Annotated in this window: 13 protein-coding genes and 1 pseudogene; 7 read left to right on the plus strand and 7 right to left on the minus strand. The window is 67.4% G+C overall.

Annotated features, from left to right (window positions below):
• Nucleotides 1-250, minus strand: a 250-nt coding sequence (locus tag J7E91_RS34815) for a hypothetical protein (RefSeq protein ID WP_214911348.1), incomplete at its 3' end; no start/stop codon positions are given.
• A gap of 347 nt (nucleotides 251-597) precedes the next feature.
• On the opposite strand from J7E91_RS34815, the gene J7E91_RS34820 reads away from it, so the two are divergent.
• Nucleotides 598-810 carry a DUF2382 domain-containing protein gene (locus tag J7E91_RS34820; protein WP_374224828.1) on the plus strand — a complete coding sequence of 71 codons (213 nt, stop codon included), beginning with the start codon at nucleotides 598-600 and terminating at the stop codon, nucleotides 808-810.
• A gap of 328 nt (nucleotides 811-1138) precedes the next feature.
• On the plus strand, nucleotides 1139-2116 hold the full coding sequence (locus J7E91_RS34825) for a magnesium and cobalt transport protein CorA (RefSeq protein WP_214911350.1): 978 nt from the start codon (nucleotides 1139-1141) through the stop codon (nucleotides 2114-2116).
• A 25-nt stretch (nucleotides 2117-2141) separates the two neighbouring features.
• Here J7E91_RS34825 and mscL read toward each other — a convergent pair whose 3' ends face one another.
• The 3 genes from mscL to J7E91_RS34840 form a co-directional block, all read right to left on the minus strand.
• The gene (gene mscL, locus J7E91_RS34830) at nucleotides 2142-2582 is read right to left on the minus strand and encodes a large conductance mechanosensitive channel protein MscL (RefSeq protein WP_214911352.1); all 441 of its coding nucleotides are present in this window, start codon (nucleotides 2580-2582) and stop codon (nucleotides 2142-2144) included.
• Between the two features lie 175 nt (nucleotides 2583-2757).
• A complete protein-coding gene (locus J7E91_RS34835; RefSeq protein ID WP_285439176.1) occupies nucleotides 2758-3984 on the minus strand; it encodes an aromatic acid exporter family protein in 1227 nt (408 codons plus the stop codon).
• Nucleotides 3947-4204 carry an N-acetyltransferase gene (locus tag J7E91_RS34840; RefSeq protein WP_308377566.1) on the minus strand — a complete coding sequence of 86 codons (258 nt, stop codon included), beginning with the start codon at nucleotides 4202-4204 and terminating at the stop codon, nucleotides 3947-3949. The genes J7E91_RS34835 and J7E91_RS34840 overlap by 38 nt, the downstream gene beginning before the upstream one ends.
• A 466-nt stretch (nucleotides 4205-4670) precedes the next feature.
• Between J7E91_RS34840 and J7E91_RS34845 the strand changes: the two genes are divergently transcribed.
• From J7E91_RS34845 to J7E91_RS34865, 5 genes are all read left to right on the plus strand, one after another.
• Nucleotides 4671-6041, plus strand: a complete 1371-nt coding sequence (locus J7E91_RS34845; RefSeq protein WP_308377567.1) for a radical SAM protein — start codon at nucleotides 4671-4673, stop codon at nucleotides 6039-6041.
• Nucleotides 6038-6856 carry a class I SAM-dependent methyltransferase gene (locus J7E91_RS34850; RefSeq protein ID WP_214911356.1) on the plus strand — a complete coding sequence of 273 codons (819 nt, stop codon included), beginning with the start codon at nucleotides 6038-6040 and terminating at the stop codon, nucleotides 6854-6856. Before J7E91_RS34845 ends, J7E91_RS34850 begins: the two co-directional genes overlap by 4 nt.
• An 84-nt stretch (nucleotides 6857-6940) precedes the next feature.
• Nucleotides 6941-7423, plus strand: coding sequence for a hypothetical protein (locus J7E91_RS34855; protein ID WP_214911358.1), 483 nt, complete (start codon nucleotides 6941-6943; stop codon nucleotides 7421-7423).
• A gap of 188 nt (nucleotides 7424-7611) precedes the next feature.
• Entirely contained in the window at nucleotides 7612-8331 is a 720-nt protein-coding gene (locus tag J7E91_RS34860) for a Crp/Fnr family transcriptional regulator (protein WP_251016722.1), read from the plus strand.
• A gap of 339 nt (nucleotides 8332-8670) precedes the next feature.
• Entirely contained in the window at nucleotides 8671-8838 is a 168-nt protein-coding gene (locus J7E91_RS34865; protein WP_214911363.1) for a LuxR C-terminal-related transcriptional regulator, read from the plus strand.
• A gap of 160 nt (nucleotides 8839-8998) precedes the next feature.
• On the opposite strand, the gene J7E91_RS34870 is transcribed toward J7E91_RS34865, so the two are convergent.
• The 3 genes and pseudogenes from J7E91_RS34870 to J7E91_RS34880 all read right to left on the minus strand — a co-directional run.
• Entirely contained in the window at nucleotides 8999-10051 is a 1053-nt protein-coding gene (locus J7E91_RS34870) for an SPFH domain-containing protein (protein WP_214911365.1), read from the minus strand.
• A 3-nt stretch (nucleotides 10052-10054) separates the two neighbouring features.
• A complete protein-coding gene (locus tag J7E91_RS34875; protein ID WP_214911367.1) occupies nucleotides 10055-10486 on the minus strand; it encodes an NfeD family protein in 432 nt (143 codons plus the stop codon).
• Nucleotides 10487-11243: 757 nt separating this feature from the next.
• A pseudogene (locus J7E91_RS34880) lies at nucleotides 11244-11445 on the minus strand (transposase); the annotation flags it as partial.
• Between the last annotated feature and the right edge of the window lie 184 nt (nucleotides 11446-11629).

Here is an 11629-nt window from a genome sequence, read left to right on the forward strand (position 1 = left end):
CACCACTTCCCTGGACGCAACCAGATGCGGGAGCCGCGTGCGAGTGCCAATCTGGTGAGTAGGGCTGAAGCAATTGCTGGGAGGTGCCGTCATGGGCGTAGAAGGAATGAGGCAGCGGGCCAAAGACATGGCTGAGAAGTTGCGGCAGCAAAAGGGCCAAGGTGAGCAGAGCAGCAAGACACGACACAGGTCCCAGGGCCGTAACAAGCTCATCGAGGAGCAGATGAAGAAGATCCAGGAACGGCGACACCGGCACCGGTGAGCCGAAGGGCCGGCCCTGGGGAGCCGACCCGAATGCGCTGGGCAAGAATCGCTCTGCCTCTGGCCGCCATGTCCCACACGCAGCTTAAACGCGTGACCTGCACAGGGACTTCATGCCGGTTTCACGGGAAAGCCGTGCGATTGCCCCCATTGGCTTGTTTTCTCCCCAACCTGTCGGTTACACGACCTCTAACCACGCAGGGAAAGCAGGAGGGTCAAGAGGATCGCCCGAGAGCAGATCCCGACCGTACTGGACCATCCGGTCTACGACGCCGGGGGCAACAAGCTCGGCGACGCCAAGCATGTCTTCCTCGACGATGTCACCGGCCAGCCGGAGTGGGCGAGCGCCGCGAGGCAGGATGCGCACGGCTGCGCAAGTATGTGGTGACCGAAGAGGTCCAGCAGACCGTCCCCGTCCGGCACGAAGAGGTCCGGGTAGAGCGTGAGCCGGTCACCGACGCCAACGTCGACCAGGCCACGTCCGGCCCCGAGATCTCCGAGGCCGAGCACGCCGGAGGAGCGCACCGAGGAGGAGGCCGTTACGGGTGAGGTACGCAAGGAGAAGATCGAGGCTGAAGGCGCCGACGAAGGCGATGACCGCCGACGCTGATCACACCCTGATACCTACGCGCCGCAGCGGCGCCCGGTGACAACAGATTCCTGCGCCCGCCCGGCCGGCCCCTGAAGCCCCGGGTGGGCGCAGGACGTCTTCAGCGGCATCCGCCTTGCTGGTAGCCGAAGCCCGGCCCCAGGGGCGGGCCCGGGGGCCGCGCGGTTGCCACCTGTCCGCTTGGCGGCGTGAAGGAATCTGCGCCGGTGCTGCTCTTCGGGCAGGTGAGGAGGCATGAATCGGGGCGCGGTGCGTAGGTGTAATGGCATGGAGTGTGTGATCTATCGAAGCGACGGCAGCCCGCAGGCACCGGAAGTGGTGGAGGGCAGCGAGAGCGCATTGAAGCGGCTGCGGGATGCGCCGGAGGATTCGTTCGGGTGGATCCGCCTGGCTGATCCTTCCGCACAGGAGGTGGAGGCGCTGGCCGGCGAGCTGGGCCTGCACCCCCTGGCGGTGGAAGACGCCGTCCAGGCGCACCAGCGGCCCAAGCGTGAACGCTACGGCGATGTGCTTTCGGTAGCGCTGAAGACGTTGTGGTACGTGGAGGAGACCTCTCAGGTCGAGTCGGGCGAGGCCATGGTCTTCCTCGGACCGCACTTCGTCCTCACTGTCTGCCACGGACAGGCGGACCCCGCGGCCGAAGCCGCCCGCCGGCTCGACCGCGACCCGGCCATGCTGGCACTGGGCCCGGTGGCGGTGCTGCATGCCGTCCTGGACGTGACCGTGGACACCTACACCGCCATCGCCGAGGAAGTGCGCAGTGATCTGACCGGCCTGGAACGCAGGGTGTTCTCCCCGGCGCGCGAGAACGTAATTGAAGAGGTGTACTCCCTCAAGCGGGAGGTCCTGGAATTCCGGGACGCTGTGCAGCCCCTGGTGCCGGTGGTGCAGGAATTCGCCGGCCCCCGCTCCAGCTGGCCCGAAGAAGCCCTGCCGTACTTCCGCGACGTCGCCGACCATGTACACCGCGCCGACACCGAGGCCCGGTCCCTGGACGAACTGCTCAACTCCGTCCTGGACGCCCACCTGGCCCAAGTGGGGACCTGGCAGAACGACGACATGCGCACCATCTCCGCCTGGGCCGCCATCTTCGCCCTGCCCACCCTCATCGCCGGCCTCTACGGCATGAACTTCGCCCACATGCCCGAATTGGAATGGACCTACGGCTACCCACTTGCCATCGTGGTGATGGTCAGTGCGTGTGCACTGCTCCGCCGTATGTTTCGCCGCAACGGGTGGCTGTAATCCCACACCTTGCGAGACGCCGCTGTCACTCAACGGTCGTGGTTGACGCGGTCTGTGCGGGCACGGTGGGAAGAGGGCTGGTGCAGGAAGCGCAGCGGCGTGCTTCGGTGGGTACGGGGCTGAGGCATTCGGGGCATTCGCGTTTGGGCGCCTGAACGTCATGGTTGGGTTCGAAGCGCTCGTGCAGCTTGTTCACCGGCAGCACCACGAGAAAATACAGGGCGGCGGCGACGAGGAGGAAGCTGATCGTGGCATTGACGAACGCCCCGTAGGGAAAGTCAGTCCTGCCGACGGTGAACGTCTTGCGGCTGAGATCGCCGGTGACCCCGGAGGCCAGTCCGACCAGCGGAGTCAGAAATGCCCGGACAAAGCCGTTCACCACGGCCGTGAAGGCCGCGCCGATGACGATGCCGACTGCCAAGTCGACCACGTTGCCGCGCAGGATGAAACTGCGGAAGCCTTTCACCTGTTACTCCTCCGTCTGTGTTCGTCAGCCCCCGGCAGTACGTCTTGAGGGCCCTTGCGAGCGACGTCTTACCGTCTTTGGCAGGAAGCACACCGACAGTCAGATGGCATGTGTGGCAAGCCGGTGCAGGATAGACGGTCCCCGCGGCCGGGGACCTGAGCCCAATGAAGGGAATTCACTGCCACGTCTCAGCCGTACGACCGCAGGTGTGCTTGATCTCCTCCAGGATGCGGACGGCCTCGGTGAGGGCCGTGCCGTAGACCGGCCACTCGCCAGGAGTATCAAGATGGCCCTGTCGAACCGCTGCGGTCACGTCCTGGTAGCGGCGCATGGCATCCTCGATGCAGGCACGAAGTTTGTCGGCATCCTTTGGGCCCCGGGGTGGATTGAGACACTCCAGTGCGGCGGCAGCACAGTGCAGCAGCTCCGCGTAAGAAGTGAGAACCTTCTCTGTTTCCGGAGCACGTTCGGCGTGGGTCAGGGCCCGGGCGATGGACCGGATGTATGTACCGATGCGCTCGATCATGCTGATCGCCTCATGGCAGCGCTGCAGCGGTTCCTCGGCGCTGCTCCAGGGGCGGCGGGGGTTGAGTTTGGTGTTCTCCTGCTCCCTGTCCACCGCCGTGCGAACCCGTACCGCTCGGGTGGCCAACTCCTCGCAGTGACGGGGCCAGTCCTCCTGAGAGTTCTCCTCGGCGGTTTCTCCTTCCGCCGTGCGGGCCAGAGCCCGCAAAAGGCACTGGACACGAGCCGCCAGGTCCTCGGCCATGTGCTGCGCCGTGTCCGTGTGGGGCGAGGGAGCAACTGCGAAATGGGCGGCCAGTCCGCAGCACACGCCGATGGCCGCGGCCGCCACCAGATGTCCGATGTAGTCGATTTCACCACCGCCGCCTGCGAACGCGAACAGGGCGACCACAGGGACCTGGGCACCCTGGCGGCCCAGGAGTTGAAACCGTGCTCCTATCAGGGCAATGAAGGCAAGTACCCCCACGCTCCAGGCATGGACGCCAACAGTGCTGCCGAATGTTGCCGCTCCCGCGGTCCCTAGCGCCATGGCCCCCAGATACTGCGCCGAGTCCCACAGCGACCGGTAGACCGTGGACTGCAGCGCCAGGAGCGCGGTGAACGTGGCGAAAGCGGTGACCGTCGACGGCAGCATCCACGCCGACACCCACCAAGCGGCTGTAGCGGCAGCGGCTCCCTTGGCTTGCAGCAGCAGCCCGTCCCGCTCCTCACCAGGCCCCCGCACCGCCCGACATACAAACTGCCGCCGGGTACTCACCTGCCGCCGACACCACGTATCGGCCACGCCGACCCAGCGCAAGGCCCCGCCTCTGTCTCGCCACAGAGCCCACCGACCCAGCTCAACCACCGGCAGGGGCAGCGACAGCGGGCAGCACATGGGGACAGTTCCCCCCGGCGGATGCCTCGGGGACACGCATCCGCCGCAGCAGATCACGGGTGAGGCGACGGTCGAGCGTAGTGCGCCAGGTGACGCCGGGATACCGGGAGCGCAGATGCGAAAGTGCCCTGGTCCCCAGCCCGCTGTCGCGGAACGGTTCGTCGAGGACCACGTCGGTGATCACGCCCTCGGCACACTGACCGCATGCTTGATAGGTCACCCGCCCGACCACCTTGCGGATGTGTACCAGCAGAAGACAGTCCTGACCCGCCCCCTCCGGGGCGGGCGATGGCAGCAGCTCGATGTCGCGATAGGCCAGAAGCCGGCGATGCCACCTGCCCCAGCGCCGTCCAGAGCGCCGATGCCTTCCCTCAGCCCGCCGTGGTGAGGCGCCAGCCCGTAGCCCAGGCAACCGTCCGTGCGCGGTGGTCATGTCGAGCGTCTGGTTTCCCATGCACTCGCGGGTGCCCCGATACCCGCGGACCAATGCCCGTGTAATGCCATGAACGCGTCACATCAGGCGCTCAGGGGACAGCAGAGCGAATCACCAGCAACTCGGTATAGGCAGCGGCATTCGTAGGCACGAGTAAGCCACCGTCAGACGGCGCGGTGGTGGCGCTCGGCGTAAACGCTGCGGGGAGCACGGCGAGTTCGAGGCGTTGGTGTACGGGGGCGCCGAGGAGTACGTGTCCTCGGCGCGGTTCAACAAGCCGGGCACCATTCCGCTGGTCTTCCAGACCGAGGTGAAGGACGGCTGCCCGAGCGACTGCGGACTGTGTCCGGAACACAAGCAGCACGCCTGCCTGGGCATCATTGAGGTCAACACCGGCTGCAATCTGGACTGCCCGATCTGCTTCGCCGACTCCGGCCATCAGAGCGACGGTTATTCGATCACGCACGAGCAGTGTGAGCGGATGCTCGACGCCTTCGTCGAGAGCGAGGGCGAGGCGGAGGTGGTGATGTTCTCCGGCGGCGAGCCCACCATCCACAAGCACATCCTGGACTTCATCAGCCTCGCCCAGAGCCGCCCGATCAAGAACGTCAACCTCAACACCAACGGCATCCGGCTCGCCACGGACAAACGCTTCGTCGCTGAACTCGGCAGGCGCAACCAGCTGTCAGGCAAGTCTGTGAACATCTACCTTCAGTTCGACGGCTTCGACGAGCGCACCCACCTGGAGATCCGGGGCCGCGATCTGCGTACGTTCAAACAGCGGGCGCTGGACAACTGCGCCGCGGCCGGCCTGACCGTCACCCTCGTCGCCGCCGTCGAGCGCGGCCTGAACGAGCACGAACTCGGCGCGATCATCGAGTACGGCATCGACCACCCCGCCGTCCGCTCGGTGGCGTTCCAGCCGGTCACCCACTCCGGCCGGCACGTGGAGTTCGACCCGCTGAACCGGCTCACCAACCCCGACGTCATCCGCCTCATCAACGAGCAGCGGCCCAGCTGGTTCCAGAAGGGCGACTTCTTCCCCGTACCGTGCTGCTTCCCGACCTGCCGCTCCATCACCTACCTGCTGGTGGACGGTGAACCGGGCAACCGCACCGTCGTGCCGATCCCGCGGCTGCTGAACGTCGAGGACTACCTCGACTACGTCACCAACCGCGTCATGCCCGACGCCGGCATCCGCGAGGCGCTCGAAAAGCTCTGGTCCGCCTCCGCTTTCATGGGCACCGAGACGACCGAGGAGAAACTCCGTGCGACCGCAGAGGCCCTCGACTGCGCGGACGCCTGCGGCATCGACCTGCCCGAGGCGGTCAAGCAGCTGAACGACCAGGCATTCATGATCGTCGTGCAGGACTTCCAGGACCCCTACACCCTGAACGTCAAGCAGCTGATGAAGTGCTGCGTCGCGGAGATCACCCCCGACGGTCGGCTCATCCCGTTCTGCGCGTACAACTCCGTCGGCTACCGGGAGCAGGTGCGCGCCGAGATGTCAGGCGTCCCCGTCGCCCCGGTCGCGCCGAACGCGCTGCCCCTCGCGGGCCGGCTGACGACGACTCCGTACGGCTCGAAGACCACTCGCACTGGGAGCGAGGAGCGTCGGCCGTGACCCACGAGGAGTTCAAGTCCTGCTGCGCCGATGCCTACTCCAAGGACATCGTCGCCATGCTGCTCGGGGACTCCTACCACCCCGGCGGCCACACTCTGACGCGTCGCCTCGCGGGCCGTCTCGCGCTCACCCCCGGCCGGCGAGTCCTCGACATCGCCTCTGGCCGCGGCACCACCGCACTCCTGCTCGCCGACGCCTACGAGGTTCGGGCGGACGGCGTCGACTACGCGTCGGCCAACACCGCGCTCGCCCAGGGCGCCGCTGAGGCTGCCGGGCTGGCCGACCGGGCCGTCTTCACCACCGGCGACGCCGAGCACCTGCCCTACGACGACGGGGTGTTCGACGCGGTGGTGTGCGAGTGCGCGCTGTGCACCTTCCCCGACAAGCCCCGGGCCGCAGCCGAGTTCGCCCGCGTCCTGAAACGCGGCGGACGCCTCGGCATCACCGACGTCACCGCCGACACCGGCCGACTCCCGCCCGAGCTGCGCGGGCTGACCGCCCGCATCGCCTGCATCGCCGACGCCCGTCCGCTGGACGCGTACGCCGAGATCCTCACCGCGGCCGGGCTGCGCACCCAGATCATCGAGCGGCACGACCAGGCGATGATCCGCATGATCGACCAGATCCAGGCCCGGCTGAGCCTGCTGCGCATCACCGCCCCGGACCGCCTCGCCGACGCCGGCGTGGACCTGGACGCCGCCCCGGCCGTACTGGACGCGGCCCGCGCAGCCGTCACCGACGGCTTACTCGGCTACGCCCTGCTGACCGCGGTGAAGTCACCCCGACAGCCCGGCGATCTACCCCCGGGTACGTAAGCACCCTCACATACCTGCATGTGCCCTACGCCCTAGCGTCGGCGGCGAGACGGAAAGACAACCGCAAGAGGGAGGACGATCACCATGGCCACCACTGTGCAGGCATCCCCGAAGACCGCCGCGATCCCGGTGTACGCGGTGTGCGGTGCCGCGGCCGGACTGGCCGGCGGCGTCGGAATGGGCATCTGGATGTCGGTGCCCCGCCCCATGATGGACACCACGATGATCACCATGGTCGCCGGTCTCCTCGGCTCCACCAACGCCTTCGCCGGATGGCTGATCCACCTGGCCATCGCGCTGTTCGCCGGCATCACCTTCGGCGTGGTGCTGGGGCAGTTCGCCCAGCGCATCGCCCCCGCAATCGTCCTCGGCCTCGCCTATGGCGCGGTGTGGTGGACCGTCGGCGCACTGTGGATCATGCCCGCCAACATGGGCATGCCGGTCTTCGAATGGAGCGACGTCACCGCCTCCAGCCTCGGCGCCCACCTCGTCTTCGGCCTGCTCGCCGGAGCCACGTTCGCGTCCATCGCCCAGGCGATGAGCAAGCACACCGGCCAGGCCCGATGAATCGAAAAGCTCCCGCGTCAACACTCGACCCCACCACCCGACCAGCGAGCGCGGCACCGCGCAGCGTAGGCCCGGCCGATGGCGCGGTGCCCTACTGTCTGGCGCACAGCGCCGAGGCGCTGGCCAGCCCGGCGTGGGGCGCCGCACCCCCACCGTGGGCTCCGGGACGACGCGAGGAGACGCACACCATGACCGACAACGGCACGGGTGACGAGGAAGCGGAGCGGACCTGGTGCCTGGCCGAGGTCGACATCTTCTGCGACCTCTCCGAGCAGGAGATGGAGGCCATCGCCGCCGCAGCGCCGATGAAGACCTACCACGCGGGCGAGATGCTGTACTCGCCCACCCAGCCCTCCGAGGTGCTGTTCATCCTCAAGAAGGGCCGGGTCCGCGTCTTCAGGGTCTCCGCCGACGGGAGGGCGCTCACGACCGCGATCATCTCCCCGGGCACCATCTTCGGAGAGATGGTTCTGCTCGGACAGCACATGTACGACAACTACGCCGAAGCCCTGGACGACACCGTCGTGTGCGTGATGAGCCGCGCGGACGTACACAAGTTCCTGCTGTCGGACGCCCGGATCGCCGCGCGGATCACCGCGATCCTCGGCCGCCGCCTGGCCGACCTTGAACAGCGCCTGTCCGACAGCGTGTTCAAGACCGTCGCCCAGCGCATCGCCACCACCCTGACCACCCTGACCACCGCCCAGCCGCCGGCCGGCCCGCTGCGGCCGGTCGGACGCCACCCGCAGATCGCCCTCACCCACGAACAGCTCGCCGCCCTCGCCGGCACCTCCCGCGAGACCTGCACCAAAGTACTGCGCGACTACGCCGACCAGGGCCTGCTCCGCCTCGCCCGCGGGCGCATCACCGTCCTCGACCCCGGACGACTCAAGGACGCCGCGGGCTGACGTCACCGAACAGCCGCCACTACGGCCGGCCGATACGGCAGCGGAAGCGAGGCGGGCGGAGCGAAGGCATCCGAGGCACTGAAGGAATCGGTTGGCGCCTCTGCTTTTCGGTAGATCAGCGGCGGTGCATGAGGGTGGCGACCGGCGGGGGCAGCTCGGGTCGGAGGCAACTGGGCGCGTTTTCTCGACGATGGCGCTGCGGTCCTGGCGGACGCCGTTCTTGGCACCGGGGCCAGCCCCTGCGGTGCGTCAGGGCAGCCGAGTCCCAGGCTGGCCGGGATCGCGGCGAATGCTTCGTCCACACGCAACGCGAGTGTCCTGCTGCCGCCGTGCGAACTCGTGGCGGCCGGCCTGGGCAACGAGGAGATCGCGGCGCGGCTGATGACCGGACGGCGTACGCCGGAGACCCATGCTGCCCGCGTCCTCGCCCAACTGGCCCTGTCGTCGCGGTCCCAACTGGCCGCCTGGAGCCACGCACGCCGCACCCCGCCGTTCCTCACTGGGTGACGGCCTTCTGTCAAGGACGCCGGTGCGCGCCGCGATGCCACGAGTTCCGGTGTGGCGCGTCCGCGGAGCAGTGGACGAGCAACCAAGGAGGTGGGTAGTCACCATCTCGTGGCTCCCGCAGTGAGGCTGTGGCGACGACCTGCGAAACGGTGGCCGAAGGCTACTCCATGTCCCGAGGTACCTGACGGCCGTCGGCGAGGGGACGTGGTGGGCGGGCGTCGGCCTCGGCCGCGTCGGCGAGCGCCTCGGCGGCGGCTTCCGCGGCCTGCGCCGCATCGTCGGCGGCCTGCGCCGCCCTGTCGTCCGAGGACGTCTCGCGTGTGGCCGGCGACTGGGGCAGCACCTCGCTGAAGGCGCGGGACACCCCCTCTAGAGCCGAAGTGACCTCGCTGGGAATCACCCAGAAGGAGCTGCCCGACCCTTGGGCGAGCTGAGGCAACATCTGCATGTACTGGTAGGCGAGCAGCTTGGGGTCAGGGTCGTTACGGTGCACGGCCTGGAACACCTCGTCGATGGCCCGGGACTGCCCCTCGGCCTTGAGTATCTCAGCGGTACGGTTGCCCTCCGCGCGGAGGACAGCGGACTGCTTGTCGCCTTCGGCGGTGAGAATCTGTGACTGCCGTTGCCCCTCGGCCCCCAGAATCGCCGCCCGCTTGTCGCGCTCGGCACGCATCTGCTTCTCCATCGCGTCCTTGATGGACTGCGGAGGGTCGATGGCTTTGATTTCCACCCGGTTGACTCTCAGCCCCCACTTGCCGGTGGCCTCATCCAGCACGCCACGGAGCTGGTTGTTGATGGTGTCGCGCGAGGTGAGAGTCTTCTCCAGGTCCATGGAGCCCACGACATTGCGCAAGGTGGTGACAGTGAGCTGTTCGACACCCTGCAGGAAATCGGCGATCTCATAAGCGGCCGCTCGTGGATCCGTGACCTGGAAGTACAAGACGGTATCGATCTCGACGACCAGATTGTCCTCGGTGATGACCGGTTGCGGCTTGAACGAGACGACCTGTTCCCGCAGGTCGATCACCGGATAGACCCGGTCGATATAAGGGATGACGAGGTTGAGACCTGGCTTCAGCGTGCGGCGGTAGCGGCCGAGACGTTCGACATTCCGAGCACGCGCTTGAGGCACGATGCGTACCGCCCGCACCACGGTGAAAACGGCGATAAGCGCGACGATCACGCCCGCCACGAGCAACGCCGAGACCTCCATAGCTCACTCCCGGGGATAGACGAGGGCGGTGGCACCGCTGATTTCTATGACATCGACGGTCGTTCCCGGAGGGATTACCAGCGTCTCGTCATAGGCACGAGCCGTCCATTCCTCGCCGCCGATGCGGACCCTGCCACCCAGGCCCGTCACCTCCGAGACGACATAGGCAGCCCTGCCGACCAGTGCATCCACGCCGAACCGCTCTGCCTCAGGCTTGAGCAGGTGGCGCACCGCAATGGGGCGCACGAAGAACAAGCTGACCGCAGCGAGGACGGTGAACACCAAGAGCTGCAGGGGCAGCGGAAGTCCCACCGCGGCGAACCCTGCCGTGACCAACGCGGCCGCACCCAGCATTCCGAGCGCAACAGTGAGAGTGAAGATCTCCGCTACCGCCAGCACCCCTGCGGCGATCAACCAGATCAGCCATAGATCCATTGCGCCCTCCTGGCCGCTACGGCTTCACAGAGGCACCCCACGTGACCCATTCGCCCTTTGTGATAATTTTACCCTTTTCTGGAAATCAGGCTTTTCACGGCTCCTGATGCGTGTGCGACTTGCCCCGCAGCCAGTCATGCCGGGAGCTGAGCGCCGCCACATGAAGCAGCTCCTCACTGGCCCCGAGGGCAGGCTTCGCCTGTGCCCGCGCACGGCGTGCACCGCCCTAGCTTGATCTTTAACGTCCGCCGTCGAATGGCGAGTCGAACTCGTCGCTGTGCAAGGACGTGCCCCTGAACCTCGACCCGGGGCAGTCAGTGGAGCTGCGCACCGAGGTCGGCACGAGCCATGGCCTCAAGCCCTGCGACATGCCCTCCATTACCTGGAGCATCGCTGGCACGAGCGCGAAGTCGGACTGGGTGATGAGACCTGGACGATGAAGAGGCCGTCGGCCTGGGCGGGGTGCAGCTGATCCGGGCCGCGATGCGCAAGGCGGCCAAGCAGCTCGCAGCGGGCGTTGGACGCCGGTTGATCCCGGCGCTGTTGACGCGGGCTCACCGAACAGCTCGGCAGCCTGTTCCCTCGCGCTCGGCACTGGCTGCGGAAGGCCGGCCCTGAGGCTGCTGACCGGACGTCCAGCGCTGGCCGGTCCGTCACGCCGACTCCGCTTGGGCGATGAAATGCCCGCTCCGGCCGACCGGAGCGGGCAGTGGGCAGATGTGGGTCAGGCGGGGGTGATGTTCTCCGCCTGGGGGAACTGGGTGCAGTCGTTGGTGTTCCCGCCCGTCAGGACGAAGGCGAGCGGCGGCCAGCTCCGTCGCAGGCCAGGTGAATCTTGCTGGTCAGCCCGCCCCGGGACCGGCCGAGAGCTTGGCTTCTGAGCCCCCTTTTTGGGCGCCGGCCGCGTGCTGGTGGGCACGGACGATGGTGGAGTCGACCGACACCAGCCACTCGATATCGCCTGCGGCGTCCGCGTGCGCCTGGGCGGCCTGGAGCATCCGCTCGAAGGGGCCGGGGCAGCAACGGCTCCACGAGTTCCCACTCGGCATCGGACAGTTCATGGCGACGTATCACCACTCCATGATCCACAACCCAAGATCACTTTGACGACAGGCCCTAGCTGTTCTGTCCACGGAGGTTGGT

The organism is Streptomyces sp. ISL-99 (assembly GCF_018614005.1).
Lineage (GTDB): Bacteria > Actinomycetota > Actinomycetes > Streptomycetales > Streptomycetaceae > Streptomyces > Streptomyces flavidovirens.

Coding starts and splice junctions, on each gene's coding strand:
- J7E91_RS34825 (WP_214911350.1), top strand. CDS start 1,139: ATGGAGTGTGTGATCTATCGAAGCGACGGCAGCCCGCAGGCACCGGAA.
- J7E91_RS34835 (WP_285439176.1), bottom strand. CDS start 3,984: ATGTGCTGCCCGCTGTCGCTGCCCCTGCCGGTGGTTGAGCTGGGTCGG.
- J7E91_RS34855 (WP_214911358.1), top strand. CDS start 6,941: ATGGCCACCACTGTGCAGGCATCCCCGAAGACCGCCGCGATCCCGGTG.
- J7E91_RS34860 (WP_251016722.1), top strand. CDS start 7,612: ATGACCGACAACGGCACGGGTGACGAGGAAGCGGAGCGGACCTGGTGC.
- J7E91_RS34870 (WP_214911365.1), bottom strand. CDS start 10,051: ATGGAGGTCTCGGCGTTGCTCGTGGCGGGCGTGATCGTCGCGCTTATC.
- J7E91_RS34875 (WP_214911367.1), bottom strand. CDS start 10,486: ATGGATCTATGGCTGATCTGGTTGATCGCCGCAGGGGTGCTGGCGGTA.